At 56.7% G+C, this 14,856-nt stretch carries 13 protein-coding genes; 6 read left to right on the forward strand and 7 right to left on the reverse strand.

The window, feature by feature from the left end; all coding sequences use genetic code 11:
* Nucleotides 1–16 precede the first annotated feature (16 nt).
* Entirely contained in the window at nt 17–2,716 is a 2,700-nt protein-coding gene (locus GFR01_RS00585) for a M16 family metallopeptidase (RefSeq protein WP_099180882.1), read from the reverse strand.
* A 145-nt stretch (nt 2,717–2,861) separates the two neighbouring features.
* Here GFR01_RS00585 and GFR01_RS00590 point away from each other — a divergent pair, with 145 nt between their 5' ends.
* Both GFR01_RS00590 and GFR01_RS00595 read left to right on the forward strand, forming a co-directional pair.
* The gene (locus tag GFR01_RS00590; protein ID WP_099180883.1) at nt 2,862–3,395 is read left to right on the forward strand and encodes a hypothetical protein; all 534 of its coding nucleotides are present in this window, start codon (nt 2,862–2,864) and stop codon (nt 3,393–3,395) included.
* A gap of 12 nt (nt 3,396–3,407) precedes the next feature.
* On the forward strand, nt 3,408–4,436 hold the full coding sequence (locus GFR01_RS00595) for a glycosyltransferase (RefSeq protein ID WP_099180884.1): 1,029 nt from the start codon (nt 3,408–3,410) through the stop codon (nt 4,434–4,436).
* Nucleotides 4,437–4,443: 7 nt separating this feature from the next.
* Here GFR01_RS00595 and GFR01_RS00600 read toward each other — a convergent pair whose 3' ends face one another.
* On the reverse strand, nt 4,444–5,037 hold the full coding sequence (locus GFR01_RS00600) for a DUF4339 domain-containing protein (protein WP_099180885.1): 594 nt from the start codon (nt 5,035–5,037) through the stop codon (nt 4,444–4,446).
* A 114-nt stretch (nt 5,038–5,151) separates the two neighbouring features.
* Here GFR01_RS00600 and GFR01_RS00605 point away from each other — a divergent pair, with 114 nt between their 5' ends.
* The 3 genes from GFR01_RS00605 (at nt 5,152) to GFR01_RS00615 (ending at nt 7,827) form a co-directional block, all read left to right on the forward strand.
* Nucleotides 5,152–5,559 (forward strand): MliC family protein, encoded by a 408-nt coding sequence (locus tag GFR01_RS00605; protein ID WP_099180886.1) that lies wholly within the window; start codon nt 5,152–5,154, stop codon nt 5,557–5,559.
* Between the two features lie 76 nt (nt 5,560–5,635).
* Complete coding sequence (gene add / locus GFR01_RS00610) at nt 5,636–6,691, forward strand: adenosine deaminase (RefSeq protein ID WP_099180887.1); 1,056 nt, start codon at nt 5,636–5,638, stop codon at nt 6,689–6,691.
* 209 nt (nt 6,692–6,900) lie between these two features.
* Nucleotides 6,901–7,827: a lysophospholipid acyltransferase family protein gene (locus GFR01_RS00615; protein WP_099180888.1), complete on the forward strand. Its 927-nt coding sequence runs from the start codon at nt 6,901–6,903 to the stop codon at nt 7,825–7,827.
* 38 nt (nt 7,828–7,865) lie between these two features.
* Here the strand turns inward: GFR01_RS00615 and GFR01_RS00620 are convergent, their stop codons facing one another.
* From GFR01_RS00620 to GFR01_RS00630, 3 genes are all read right to left on the reverse strand, one after another.
* Complete coding sequence (locus GFR01_RS00620) at nt 7,866–9,044, reverse strand: nucleoside hydrolase (protein ID WP_099180889.1); 1,179 nt, start codon at nt 9,042–9,044, stop codon at nt 7,866–7,868.
* 140 nt (nt 9,045–9,184) lie between these two features.
* Complete coding sequence (locus tag GFR01_RS00625) at nt 9,185–10,276, reverse strand: glycosyltransferase family 61 protein (protein ID WP_099180890.1); 1,092 nt, start codon at nt 10,274–10,276, stop codon at nt 9,185–9,187.
* An 83-nt stretch (nt 10,277–10,359) separates the two neighbouring features.
* Complete coding sequence (locus tag GFR01_RS00630; protein ID WP_099180891.1) at nt 10,360–10,836, reverse strand: Lrp/AsnC family transcriptional regulator; 477 nt, start codon at nt 10,834–10,836, stop codon at nt 10,360–10,362.
* A gap of 143 nt (nt 10,837–10,979) precedes the next feature.
* Between GFR01_RS00630 and GFR01_RS00635 the strand changes: the two genes are divergently transcribed.
* On the forward strand, nt 10,980–11,996 hold the full coding sequence (locus tag GFR01_RS00635; RefSeq protein ID WP_218016644.1) for a 1-aminocyclopropane-1-carboxylate deaminase: 1,017 nt from the start codon (nt 10,980–10,982) through the stop codon (nt 11,994–11,996).
* A 71-nt stretch (nt 11,997–12,067) separates the two neighbouring features.
* Here GFR01_RS00635 and GFR01_RS00640 read toward each other — a convergent pair whose 3' ends face one another.
* On the reverse strand, nt 12,068–14,380 hold the full coding sequence (locus GFR01_RS00640; protein ID WP_099180893.1) for a xanthine dehydrogenase family protein molybdopterin-binding subunit: 2,313 nt from the start codon (nt 14,378–14,380) through the stop codon (nt 12,068–12,070).
* Complete coding sequence (locus tag GFR01_RS00645) at nt 14,373–14,849, reverse strand: (2Fe-2S)-binding protein (protein ID WP_007283244.1); 477 nt, start codon at nt 14,847–14,849, stop codon at nt 14,373–14,375. The genes GFR01_RS00640 and GFR01_RS00645 overlap by 8 nt, the downstream gene beginning before the upstream one ends.
* Nucleotides 14,850–14,856 lie beyond the last annotated feature (7 nt).

Consider the following 14,856-nt stretch of genomic DNA (forward strand, 5'->3'; position numbering starts at 1 on the left):
GGCATTTTTTTAGACTTCACTTAGGTTGAGGTCCCAGAACGATTTGGGCGAGGTCTTCAGGACGGACCCATTTGCTGAAAGCGGCCTGAACCTGAGCGGGGGTCATGTCATAGATTGCTTTGGCTGCCTCTGCGGGAGAGTTCAGGGGAAGGCCAAGGTCGATCAGATCCAGATAGCTGCCTGCCAGCGCACCGAAGCTGGCGCGGGTCATGGGCTGACGACGGAGCAGGGACGCTTTGGCAAGGTCTAGGCTCTCCTGCGAGACCGGCTGGGTTCGCATATCCTGCACATCCTTGATAGCGAGCGTCCGGGCTTTGTTCACCTTATCCGGGTCTGCACCGAAGCTGATGCCGAAGGAACTGCGTGTCCGGGAATAGCTGAAGCCGCTGCCCGCCCCATAAACATATCCGGTTCGAACGCGTAGATCCTGCATCAGACGGGACGAGAAGCCATTGCCAAGGATTTCGTTGCCGACCGCCAGAGCATGACGGTCTGCGTCTGTGACCTTCATCCCGATGGTTTCCACCAGCTTCACATCGTCCTGCGAGCGTCCCGGATCGGCGATGACGGCCTGAGACGCTTTGCTGAGCGGAATGGACGCCAGGTCAACAACCGGTGCGGGGCCCGCAGCCTTCCAGCCTCCGAAAGCCTTCTCAACCTGATTTTTGGCATCTTCCGGGCTGATGTCACCCACGACGACGATTGTTGTCAGGTCCGGGCGATAGGTTGTCGCGTAGTAGGACTTCACGTCGTCCAGCGTGATCTTGCTCAGCGTGGCTGGGGTAGCTTCCCGGAGGGTCGGATCATTGGCTGGCACAAGCGCATGACGTGTGGCACGCCCGAAACGGTAGGCCGGGGACTGAAGCTCGCCAGCCCGCGCCTGAATGGCTTCCATCTGTGTGACATGGAATGCTTTTTCCGGGAAAGCGGGGTGAAGTTCGTGTTCTGCCAGCAGGGAAAGACCGGCGCTGAAATTCTGCGTCAGGGTGCTGAGGCTAAAGCCGGGTCCCGCACTTTCATCGGCCGAAATGTCATCCAGAGCACTGGCGAGTGCCAGACGGTCATGGCTCGTGCTGCCGTACAGGAACATATCAGCCGTCAGGCTGGCGACGCCCTCTTTCCCGGCAGGCTGTTGCAGCGATGGGTTCTGCCGGATGGACCCTACGAGTTCCACGGTATGGCTGACATGCTCGGGCTGAACGAGAAGATGCAGACCGTTCGGAAGCGTATAGGCTGTCGGCAGTGGTGCGGCAGCCGGGATGCTCAGACGTGCGAGTGCTTCCTCGGCCCATGTCGGCAGGGCAACCTTGCCGGAGGGTGGCGTATTAAAGGATTCAGTTCCTCCAAAGCCCTTGCCGCCGATGGCCTTGCCCTTCTCGCTTGGTGTCAGGGTGGCGCTGATTGCGTGCTGTGGGTCCAGAAGGGCTTTGGCCAGATCATCCACCTGCGCCTTGGTGACGTTGCGGAAAGCCGCAATCATGTCGTCCGGGCTGTTCAGATGCTGGATGGCCACGGCCTGGGACCAGTTCTCAGCCAGTTCGGAAATGCTGTTGGCGTTAAATTCCAGCGAGGCGATTTCCTTGCGCCGGGCGGCTTCGATCAGATCGGCTGGGATGCCGTTCTTGCGGAATCCGTCCATCAGAGATGCCAGAGTATGGCGCAGTTCATCCGGGTTCGCGCCCTTTGGGAAACCGGCATAGGCCACGGCCAGACCGGCCTGTGCATCCGGATCGTACATGAAGCCCGCATCCAGCGCCTTGCCATCCGGAACCAGTCCGAAGAGGGCACCACGCTGGCTTGCGATCGCATCTGCCAGAAGCGTAACAGCCGCATAATTCGAGTCACGCTGCCCCGGCATCCGCCATGCCATGGTCACGAGACCGATGGGTAGATCTGTATCCAGCGCAAGAGACTGAGCCTTTGCAGGCGTAGGAGTGACAGTCGAGCGTTCGGGGAGCTTGGCAGCCGGAATGTCGCCAAACGCAGCCTCGACTTTCTTGAGCGTCTCCTGCGCGTCCACATCCCCTGTAATGACGAGGATGGCATTGTTCGGGGCATACCAGGATTCGTAGAACTGCTTCAGCAATGGAGCTGTCGTTGCATCGAAGGATGGGCGCGTTCCAAGGGCATCGTGCTCGTATGGAGTGCCAGCGTACAGCGCACCGCGGACCTGCGAGAGGTAGCGATAGATCGGGCTGGAAAGGTCGCGGGACACTTCCTGTTCGATCGCGCCGCGTTCATGTGCCCATTCTTTCTCGGTGATGTTCAGGCCGCGCATCCGCCCGGCTTCAATCCGCAGAAGAACATCCAGATCGGCTGTCGGAGCTTTGAAATAATATTGTGTAACGTCAGACGTGGTGTCCGCATTGTCATTGTTGCCAAGCTGCGCGCTGATCGTGGAAAGCTGATCGCGTGACAGGCTCTGCGAGCCGTTGAACATCATGTGTTCAAGAGCATGCGCCGTGCCCGGAAAGCCTTTGGGTGCGTTGACGGACCCTACTTCATAATTGAGCATCGTCTGAACGACGGGGGCCAGCGTGTCCCGCACGATTACGACCCGCAGGCCGTTGGGCAGCGTGGCCCGTGTGATCGTTGCCGGTGCTGCCGTGCTGGCCTGTGGAACTGCGGGCGCGGCCTGTGCGGTCGCCAGAACGGGCGGTGCCAGCATGGAGGCTGCAAGCAGTGTCAGACGGGTCAGGCGGGAAAAACCGGGCATAGGATGTTAACTTCCTGCGGGTAAAATGGTCTGCCAGACAGTAAATCGACTGTCGGGGATGCTGTCTACGGGAGCGGGATTGCCGAAGGATGAATAAAAAATCATGTGACGTGCTGGATCGGTGGCCGCTAAGAACGGAAGTATTATGACGTCTTCCAATTTTATCGTTCGCTGTGATGACTGGCTGATTGATCGGATTTTTCAGCCAGTGGCCAACCGGTTGCCTTCAGGGCTGTCGGCAGTTCAGCTTGGGCTAAGCTTCCAGCTTGGTTCACTGATGCTGACTGGTGCCTCTCTGCTGCTGCCGATCATTCTGTTTGGTGTGACGTTGGGAGGACTGATTGACACGTCTCTCATCTGGTTCATGAACCTGGCCTTCTTTCTGGGCATGAAAAAGACGGTTCCCCTGATCCGACCGGGTATGATGAACCCTCTGCGGCCGATGATGCTCAGCATGCGTATGATCGCCATTGCGTTTCTGATCTATCAGCTCTTCCGCGGGCTGGATGGGATCGGGATTGGCTGGATCCTGGCTCAGCTTATGACGCTTTCGCAGCTGACATTCGTGATGGGGCTGTATTTTGTGTCCTGTCAGCCGCAGCCGCCCCGTCAGCGTATGTCTTCACGCAGCGGACCAATTATTGAAGGTGTCTGGTCCACGGCTGGGCGCATCAACTGATCGGGGAAGGCGGTGAAAATTCTTCACTGTCTTTCAACGCGGGAATTTGCCGGAACCGAGCGACATGTCGCTGAACTGACGGCGTTTCAGGCATGCTCCCATGATGTGACACTCCTTCTGGAAAGTCAGACGGCAGACTTCAGAACTGGCGGGGATATCGCACATCATCTCGCTCCTGCCGTTCGGATCGTCCGGGCGGACTGGCGTGGATATCTGGGATGTCTGGCCAGGCTGATGCACGGCGGCTCATTCGATGTCGTTCATACGCATCTGGGTCAGGCGTCCATCCGGGCTGGCGCACTGAAGAAAGCTGGGATCGCAGGCAAAACACCCCTCATTGGCACGCTTCATAACGCGTATCATGGGCGCAGTTATGGCGCCCATGATGGACTGATCTGTATTGCGCAGTGGCAGCAGGACAGTTTGCCGACGCGATGGAGAGGTCGAAACGCGGTGATTTCGAACTGGACTATCCCGCCCAGACTAGATGCGGTGCAGCGGGCTGTTCTTCGCAACACTTTCCGGAACGTGCATCACATTCCTCAGGACGCCTTCATTATCTGTACGATGGGGCGGCTGGTTCCGGAAAAGCGGTTTGATCTGTTGCTTCAGGCCTGGAAACAGGCCGGGCTGTCGGCCGATACCTGGCTTGTTCTGATTGGCGATGGGCCGGAGCGATCGTTTCTTGAGCAGGGACAATTGGCGCAGGACCGCGTAATCTTCGCTGGTTACAGAACAGACGCTCCGGCTGTATTCGCCGCATTCGATGGTTTCGTCCTGCCTTCAAGCCGGGAACCGTTTGGGTTGGTTCTTCTGGAAGCCATGGCGGCCGGGCTGCCTGTCTGCGCGACTGCAGCAGGAGGTGTGCTGGATATTCTGGGAAATGATCCAGCCTGTCTCGTGCAGCCTGATGATGTAGAGGCATTATCCATCGGGCTGAGACGCCTCAGGCAACAATCTGCTCAGGTCTGGGACCTGTCCGCTTATGGTCTCGCGAATCAGGCCCGGAAGACCGAGCAGTTTTACAAGCGTTTCTTATGACAGCTGATCACAGGTCGTAATGACGCGAGACATAGCTGGGAAAGCCGCCCGGATGGCGGACGAGGTCCCAGCTTTCCGAAAATGACGGAACGAACTGGAACAGAAACACGAGCATGGACAGGAAAAACAGCAGCATCCCTCGACCAACGAACCGGATGCGCCGCCAGAAATAAAGCGGCGGGATCAGAATCCAGAAGGGTGATCCGGGGCGGAAGCCTGCGGCGATCAGCGCACGACGATCCGTCAGCATGGATGTGAAGATGATGGCAAAGCTGAGAATGACAGCGATGATCCCGGACTGCCGATCGGGCATACCGCTGAACCATGCCAGAACATTGACGATCATGCTGCTGACAAACGGCCCGAGAATACTCAGCCAGGCCCAACGGTTGGAAACCCGGCTGGCTGGGAGTGCAGGTGGCACGCCTTCCGGCTGAGGCGGCCAGAAGTCACAGCTTCCTGCCGGGTGCCATTCAGCTCCGAAGGCTTCGGTCCAACAGAGGGTGGAGTGCTCGATCATGCCCGTGGTCACCAGGGCGCGCATGCCATCTTCGGAGACCGGGCCTTTGCGGCTACCGTGTTCTTCGTAAAACCAGCTCACAGTCCGTCCTTGCTCGGGGAAAGGTGTCATCATCCTGACAGGATGGGCGCTCAATCTGGCTGAAAGATGCGTCTCAGGCAATGGGAGAGACGTTAGCCTTTCATGGAGGATCAAATGATGAAGAAATATTCGATCGGTCTGGTGTCTTTCTTCTGCCTGGCAGCGGGTGTGGCTATGGCAGCACCGACAAGCAGTCTACAGATCAAGTTGCCTTCAGGAACGAAGGTAGACCGTCAGACAGCGGTTTATACTTGCAGCGCGAAGGATGGGAACGCGAAAGAACTGCTCGCGGCGCTCCCTGAAAACCGCGTGACCGTGCAGTACCTCAATGCAGGTGACATCAGTCTCGCGGTTCTGCAAATTAGTGGCCAGACGCAGGTGTTTTCGAATGTCATTGCGGCTGATGGAGCAAAATATGCGGCTGCTCAGTATATCTGGTGGAGCAAAGGGGACGATGCGCTCTTTTCCAGTGCCACGGATGACAAGGCTCTTGTAACCTGTCGTCCTGTCCCGAAAAAGTAATACCGTATCGGGATCGTTTCAATTTCCGCTTGAGCGCGCATGATGGTTTCCTGTCCCTACCGGTAAGGAAACCATCATGTCTGCTGTCTCCATGCAGAAGTTTCTGGAAAAGCTGCCCAAGGCTGAGCTTCATGTCCACCTGGAAGGCACTTTGGAGGCAGATCTGAAGATCAGCCTGGCGAAGCGCAACAATCACCCTTTGAAGTCCAGTACCGTGGAAGACATCCGGCAGGGCTATGTTTATAATGACCTACCGTCTTTTCTCGCGTTCTACTACGAAGGCGTGGAGCTGTTACAGACCGAGCAGGATTTTCACGATCTCTGCTATGCTTACCTAGCGAAAGTCGCGCAACAGAACGTGCTCTACACCGAGATGTTCTTTGACCCGCAACTGCATATCCGCCGTGGATTGGACTTCGGGACTGTCATCCGGGGTTTCAATGCCGCACAGGAGAAAGCTGAACGCGATTTCGGTATCCGGTCCAGTCTCATCATGTGCTTCATCCGGGAGATGAGTGCAGAATCGGCGGATGAAACCTTCACTCAGGCGCTGCCCTATCTGGAACAGCCGGACCGTAGCCGCATCATTGGTGTGGGTCTGGACTCCGACGAGAAAGGCAACCCTCCTGCAAAGTTTGCGAAGATCTTTGCCCGTGCAAAAGCGATGGGGCTTCACCTGACCATGCATTGCGATCTCGATCAGGAGAACACGCATGAGCACATCCGACAGGCTCTTCAGGATCTTGGGAGCGAACGTCTGGATCACGGGCTGAATGTACTGGAAAGGCCTGAACTGATCACCATGGCACGCGAAAAAGGCGTGACGTTTACGCTTTGCCCATCCCCGAATGACGTCATTCGTCCTGGTCGGTCCCGTCAGGACATTCGGGATATGCTGGCGGCAGGTCTAAAAATTACCATCAACTCTGATGATCCCGGGTACATGCAGAGCGTGTATATGACGGAAAGCCTCGCCAAGGCGCAGGCCGCTGCTGATCTGACCCCGGAAGAACTGTTTCAGATCAGTAGAAATGCTTTTGAGGCGGCGTGGATCTCAGATGCAGAGCGCGAGACGTATCTGGCCGCTCTTCAGGACTTTGCGCAGACATACAGGGTTGGAGTTCCGGCCTGACGAAGACGTTGACCCTTCCTGTGGCTTCAAGATGTGGGGGCAGGAAGGGGCTTTTAAAAGTAATTTCAGGAACAATTTCATATTAGTAAAAATAAATTATGTTTTTATATGTCTGTATTATTTCTGTATAAATATAATTCAGGTATATCCGTATTCTTTAGATACAAATCATAAATTGATTATCTTTTTTCTATGGCGATTATCTGCCTATGGCTTTTATCGTCCCGGCTCTGCGTCGCCTCTCCCATCACATGCAATCCGCTGCGCTGTGGAGCGTGATCGGCATCCTGCGCGGTGTGGGTCCAGAGCGTGCGTCTAACGCCGGTGGCTGGCTGATGCGCAGGGTGGGGATGAAACTCCCTGCTACCCGGGTCGCTGATCAGAACCTGCAACGTGCTCTTCCGGAACTTGCGGCGGATGCGCGACAACAGATTATTCAGGATGTCTGGACGAATCTTGGCAGAAACGTCACGGAACTCCCGCATCTGGCGTCGTTTACGCGGAGTGAGGTTGGACCGGGCTGGGAGATTGAAGGGGAAGAACATATCGCCGCTCTTCAGGCACAAGGGAGGCAGGCTCTTTTCTTCTCCGGCCATTTGGGGAACTGGGAACTGATCCTGCCAATTGCGGCCAGTCTGGGTGTGCCGGTTGCCGGTTTTTATCGGGCCTCATCCAATCCGGCTATTGAGGGCGCGACGCAAAAGATGCGTCAGAAAGCCCTGGGCTCGACCGGCACAATGTTCCCTAAAGGCCCCAAGGGGGCCCGGCAGGCTCTGACCCATTTACAGAATGGCGGATCACTGGGTTTCCTGGTGGATCAGAAAATGAATGACGGGCTTGCCATTCCGTTTCTGGGACGTGAGGCCATGACGGCCCCAGCCGTGGCACAACTGGCCTTACGTTTTAATCTTCCCATCATTCCCGTGTACATCGTGCGTCTGGGGGAAGGGCGGTTCCGGATGGTATGTGAAGCGCCATTACAGGCTGAACGTACCGGCGATCGTCATGCTGATATCCGGTCCATCTGCGTTGCCATGAACGAGACGCTGGAACGGTGGATCCGAGACCGGCCCGGAGCGTGGCTCTGGCTGCATCGTCGGTGGCCGAAGGAGCCGGTGGCTCTTTCGGCCGTATAAAAAAAGCCCCGCTGCAGTGTGCCGCGGGGCTTCGTCGTTCAGGGGAGAGGACGACCGCTGACCGGGGCCTGTGGGCTGCCGATCAGATCAAGGATCTGCTTTTCAAGTTTCGGGACATTGATGCGCAGGACGACCTCGTTCTTACGCTCACCCAGACCCGGCTCATAACCCGGCGTCCAGGAAACCACGTCCCCATAGCCCGGACCGAACTGGCTGTTTACATCCACGAACAGATCCTGCTTTTCCGTGATGATGCTCGGGTCCAGCCAGACGGATGCTGCAATTTCATCCCAGAGCGGGAAGCCACTCAAATGCCACTTCATGACATGCCCGATTGGCGTGCCGGTTGCTTCCAGCTTTTTCAGGAATTCCGGCGTCAGCTCTGTGTCCGTTGAAGGATCGGCCGGAACCATCACGATGTGCTTCCACGGTGCGCGGAGGGCCGCACTTGCGCTTTCCGGGTCCAGACGGAAGTTGAATTCACGACGGGGACTGTTCAGAAACTCACGTGCGAACTGATGCGCCACAACGCCGGGCCGTGTCTGGCGCGGGTTCAGGCCACCGCCCATGTAGACGAGTTCTTTCGCGAGCCCGGCGAATTCCGGATCGAGCGTCTGGGCCAGTGCAATATTGGTCATCGGGCCCGTTGCGATGATGCTGACCTGCCCCGGATACTGATGAACCATACGGATCAGGAAATCAGCCGCACGCTCGTTTTCCGGCTTCTTGACCGGGTTGCCATACGGCAGATCGGGTACGACATCGGGGCCATGATAATAGGGCAGGGGCTGTTCGGTCTTCTCGACCCATTTCTTCATCCAGACACCCTTCCAGATCAGCTTGCCATACAGGGCTTCCCAGCGATCTGTGAGCTTTTCGGAATTCAAAAACGGGTACGTTGCGCCTGGAACGACGGGGATATCGGCCCTCCCTGCCACTTCCACACCACGCAGCGCATCATTCGTTGCTTCTTTCTGCCAGACGTCTCCCGTGACGGTCGTGATGCCCAGTACGCGCACATTGGGCGCCTTGAGGATCATCCACTGGGCGATGCTGAAACCGTCATCGTCAAAAATGACGAGGCGCGGATCAGCCTTGGCCTGCGCTGCTCCTGCCAGAAGGCTGCCAACGGTCAGGCTGAGAGCGAGGGTCTGGCGGAAGCGTTTATATATCTTTGTGAAACGTTCCGTCTTACGGACGGTTGAAAAAAGAGGCATGGGAGACGGGATCCATGGCTGTTGGCAGAGAAACGCGAAACCATACCTCAAAGGCAGGTTTTGCACATCGCCTATGCATCAACAGCATTATTTTGGAACAACCGCGTTTCTCAGGTTCAGACTGGGAATTTTTTTACCGGCTATGGAATGAGAACGTCGATTTTATCGAGGAAGCTGTGAAGATCCTCTTCGGTGCAGCCAATTTGAAATTCGTTTCTCTCCGGAGTGGGCCACTGGCAGCCTTTTGTCAGATAGACGTTTTGATGACCCATTAAATATCCAATGTTCAACTGAACGGCATTCCAGAAGCCTAGGCAGCCGACAACAGTATCAGGGCCGGAAAAAAGTGTGCTGTGCATGCCTGATCCATGTTCTCCAATTACTGCGGCTGCTTCGGAAAAAATCTGGATCTGCTCTTCAAGAGAGAGCTTCTCGGGGTGGATAATTTCATAGCCGCGTTCTGCCGCCATGGATTCAAAAGCTGCACGGTTGGGGAATGGCCGATTGCCATGTGAGAAGTCTGACCGTGACACCAAAACCTTGCGGGATTTTTTTTCGGTACTGATGCCCGGTTTCAGGGCGTTGTAAAAATCCCTGACGAAACTGTGGAAAGAAAATTCTTCCGTGTAGCAATATGAGGGAAGAATAGCCTTTTTGCACAGAACGATATCGGAGCCGGGATTATATCCGATGATATTGTCTCTGTTGACGCCGCATGAGAGAGCCAAAAAACGGTAAATCCACTCAGGTGACGAATGTGGCAGAAGGATTTTCAGTTCCGCAAATCGCTCTCCTCTCATGGATTTTACGACGCCAAACCGAGGCAGATAATCAATCAGCCAATGTCCCCAGATATCAAACGAAACACCATCGGCGACAATAACGGGCTCTTCGATAACGATTTTGTTCCGGGGCGACTGGGAAAAATAGTCGTCCTCCTGCGGTATACTGCGCTGGTTGTCCCGCCCTGTGGCGCAGTCAAAGATCAGATGCGTGTTGAGGATGGTGCTGCCAGGCCGGGTCACAATGAGATCCTGGACCGTGTAAAAACCGACGGGATTGAGGTCTTCGGTCGGTCGTTTCCAGTGGTATTCGTGAACCCATCCCCGCTGATCCGTCAGTTCCCAGATCTTGAACGGTCCAACGGACTTTTCGGCCGGTCTACATTCCTGAAATTCCGAAATCCCGCAGTCGGCAGTTTTCGTTCCTTGGGAAAGATCGGAAAATCTCATGACATCAAAACCTTCGGCTCTATTGTGTCGTAAACAATAGAAGCCTTTCCGTGCATGTTCCAGACGGCGGGTTGATTTGAGGTTTAGAAAGCCAGTGGTGCGTTGTCTTTTACTTCCTTGATGACGAAAAACGTTCTTGCCTGACGAACACCGGGAAAGGCGATCAGCTTTTCTGCATGAAGACGGTTGAAATCGGCCATGTCATCCACGCGGATCTTGAGAAGATAATCAAAATCGCCTGCCACCAGATGACAGTCCAGCACCATGGGCATGTTTTTCACCGCGGCTTCCAACTCGGCAAAACTTTCGGGCGTGGAGCGGTCCAGCACGACGCCGACCAGCGCAATGGTTCCAAGTCCGACCTTCACCGGGTCAATGTCCGCGCGGACACTGCGGATATAGCCCTCCTGAAACAGGCGCTGCGTCCTGCGATGGCAGGTTGCGGCACTGACATTCACACGCTCCGCCAGCTCTGCGTTGGACATGCGTCCGTTTCCCTGCAGAAGCTGAAGAATCCTGCGGTCAATGGCATCGAGATCAGGGGAGGAAGAATCTTTCATAATGATCCTGAGAACTAATAATATCTTCAATAAAAATAGAGATTGATGGGTTTTTAGAAGAAAATATAGATCAAATTAGAAAGCACCTTCGGGATAAAATTTATTACGCCTCGTGGCCTGTCATTCTTTCAAGGACGCAGATCATGAAGCTGGAAAAATTCGAACGTTACCCCCTGACTTTCGGCAAGACTGCCATTGAACATCTGCCACGGCTGAGCGAAGCGCTGGGCGGCCAAGTGCAGATTTACGCCAAGCGTGAAGACTGCAATTCCGGCATGGCGATGGGTGGGAACAAACTCCGCAAGCTGGAATATATCGTCCCCGATATTCTGGCCTCTGGTGCGGATACACTGGTTTCCATTGGTGGCGTGCAGTCCAATCATACCCGCATGGTTGCAGCGACAGCCGCCAAGCTGGGCATGAAATGCATTGTCGTGCAGGAGAAATGGGTGCCGCATTACGATGCTGTTTATGACCGCGTCGGAAATATCCTTATGACGCGTCTCATGGGTGCTGAATCCCGCATTGTGGAAGATGGTTTTGACATCGGCATCCGCCAGAGCTGGGAAGACGCCATTCAGTCCGTGAAGGATGCGGGCGGAAAGCCCTATGCCATTCCGGCTGGTGCCTCCGTTCATCAATATGGTGGTGTCGGTTACGCTGCTTTTGCGGAAGAAGTCGCGCAGCAGGAAAAGGAACTCGGCTTCACGTTCGATTACATCATCGTATGTGTCGTGACAGGCTCGACGCAGGCGGGGATGATTGTCGGGTTTGCGGCGCAGGATCGTGCAGATCGGGTCATTGGCATTGATGCCTCCGGAACGCCGACGCAGACGCGTGAGCAGGTGCGGGAGATTGTGGACCGCACAGCCGATCTGGTGGAACTCGGGCGGACAGTGCGGGATGATGAGATCGTGATCCTCGAAGACTACGCCTATCCCGCCTACGGGGTCCCATCCGAAGAAACGAACGAAGCTATACGGTTGGCTGCGCGTACAGAAGCCATGATGACGGACCCTGTCTATGAAGGGAAATCCATGCAGGGCCTGATTGATCTGACGAAGAAAGGATATTTCCCGGATGGGTCAAAGGTTCTGTACGTTCATCTGGGCGGCGCACCGGCCTTGAACGGCTACAGCTATTATTACCGCAACGGTTGATGCAGCCATAAAAAACGCCGCGTCCCAGTCCGGGGCGCGGCGTTTCTGTATTGCGACGATAAGGCCCGGTTTTAGCTGTTGTGACCGTTCAGTTCACGCAGCACGTCCGCCGGACGCATCGGAAGATGACGCAGACGAACACCCACAGCATTGAACACCGCATTGCCGATGGCCGGAGCTACAACCGTCACGCCCGGTTCACCAAGGCCAGTAGGCTTCTCGGTATTCTGGATGAACTCGATGTCCATATCCGACACATCCGGAATACGGACTGGCGTGTAGGTGTTGAGGTTGCTGTCCTTGATCGTGCCATTGACGATTTCGGTACCCTCAAACAGCGCCATGCTTAGACCCCAGAGGGCTGCACCCTCGGTCTGTGCCAGCGCGCCACCCGGATCAACGATCGTGCCCGCATCCAGAACCAGCCAGAGCTTCTGGCAGGTAATCACGCCGGTCTTGCGATCAACGTGAACCTGAGCCGCACCAGCCGTCCAGGTCGGCATGCCGCGTTCCTGACCGAAGCTGGTCGCGATGCCAATGCCTGTGTCGGCCGGAAGCTGCGTCTTGCCGTAGTTGATCTTCTCGGCAAGGCGTTGAAGGGCTGCAGCCTGACGTTTTGCGCCGCCGACGGCATTCGGAGAGTCGCCCGCGTTACGGCCCGTGCCCGTGAACATGGACAGGCGGAACTCCAGCGGGTCCTGCTTCGTCTGGTGGGCGACTTCGTCGAGGAAGGATTCAAGCGCCCACGGCGTCCAGCCCGCAGATACGGAACGGAGCCAACCCGGACGGAAGGTCTTGTTGGCCAGGTCGTTCGTGATGGCGCGAACCCGGGTCGGGCCGGTTTCGTACCAGTGATCTGCACCAGCAATGGCGAACTGATCGTAAGACTTGCCGTCTTCGCCCTTTGCCATGAAGGCAGGCGCCATGATGAGCGTCGGCCAGCCAGCGGTCGCGGCATAGTCCATCGCCGTGATCTTCTTCTGGTCTGCATCGAGAGCGACGCGGATCGTTTGAAGAGAGGGAGAGCGGATGGAGTCAAACGCCATGTCGTCAGAGCGGGTCAGGATCAGCTTGACCGGAGCCCCACCGATGGCCTTGGACGCCAGAGCCGCCGGGATGGAATAGTCACCGTTCAGACGGCGACCAAATCCGCCACCCAGCAGATAGGTGCGCATGACAATCTGCTCTTCTGGCACCTGAAGCGCCTTGGAGAGCTGCGGCAGAACGAGGGACTGCCACTGGTTGCCGGTGTGGATCTCCCACACGCCGTCAACATGGCGTGCCACGGCATTGACCGGCTCAAGCTGGTAATGCGCAACGGATGCGCAGGTATAGCTGCGCTCGAAGCTGTGTGCCGGGTGGGCGAGAGCCTCATCCACGCCCTTGTCGTTGAAGACGCGTGCACCTGTGCTCGGGTCTGCAATCAGCTTGCGGCCGTGCTCGATGATGTCTGCTTCCGAGACATTGATCGTCGGGCCAGGGTTCCACTGAACTTTCAGCAGATCCGCAGCCTTGATGGCGGCCGGGTAGGTTTTGGCCAGAGCCACAACCCAGCCCGGAACGATACCGGACGGATCATCCAGAACAACATAGCGGAGGAAGCCCGGGATCTTCTTGGCTTCGCTGTCATCGACGGACTGCACCTTCGCAGCATAACGCGTCGGCGGCATCTTGGGGCGGCCATAGACCATTCCTTCGAGCTTCACGTCGATGCCGTAGATGGCCTTGCCGGTCGTCTTGTCCGGAATATCCAGAGCAGGAACCGGCTTGCTGATCAGGCGGCGTTCGCTGGCGGGCTTGAGCGGCAGCTTTGCCATCTCATCCGCCGTGAAGCTGCGCGTCGGCTTAGCCTTGGAAACGATCTCCCCATAGGAGACGCTCTTGCTACCAGCCGTGACCGTGCTGTTGCGGGCAACGCACTTATCTGGCGTTGTGCCGAGCAGCTTTGCGCCTTCTTCCAGCATGATCGTGCGTGCAGCGGCACCCGCCTGACGGAACGTGTCCCACGTATCCCAGACAGACCAGGAACCGCCGGTCACGAACTTGCCGGCCCATTTCGGGGCCGTGTCCACTTCCGTGATCTTGATATGATCCCAGTCGGCTTCCATTTCGTCCGCAATGATACGGGCGAGGGCAGTTCCGACGTGCTGACCCATCTCGGCACGGACGACATTGACGTTGATGGAGCCGTCCGGCGCGATGGCGCACCACATGTTTGGCTCAAATGCGGCTTCCGGCGGCATGGCAGACGGATAGGTCTGGGACGCGTCGGCCTTGCGGGCGAAGCCGAACATCAGACCGGCCCCAGCGGCCGTCATCAGGAAGCTGCGGCGTGAAAGACGGGCCTTGTCCGACTTGCGGGCAATCTGCTCGATTTTAGCCATTGTTGGCGCCTCCCTGCTGTGCGGCAGCTGCTTCCTTGATAGCCTTGCGGATGCGGATATAGGTCATGCAGCGGCAGAGGCTACCGCCCATGACGCCGTCAATCTCGGCATCCGTTGGGGTCGGATAGTCCTTCAGAAGGCTTGCGGCCTGCATGATCTGGCCGGACTGGCAGTAACCGCATTGCGGCACCTGCTGGTCACGCCAGGCGACCTGCACGACGTGATTGCCTTCCGGATCAAGGCCTTCGATCGTCGTGATGGAGGCGCCTTCGATGGAGGCCAGCGGTGTAATGCAGGAGCGTGTAGCGCGACCGCCGACATGCACGGTGCAGGCACCGCATTCACCAATGCCGCAACCAAACTTGGTGCCAGTCAGGTTCAGCTCGTCACGCAGGACCCACAGCAGGGGCGTGTCATCCGGTGCATCGACCGAAACGGGCTGTCCGTTGAGTTCAAATTTCGTTGTCATCTTCGTG

The organism is Gluconobacter frateurii, assembly GCF_002723955.1.
In the GTDB taxonomy this organism is placed as follows: domain Bacteria; phylum Pseudomonadota; class Alphaproteobacteria; order Acetobacterales; family Acetobacteraceae; genus Gluconobacter; species Gluconobacter frateurii.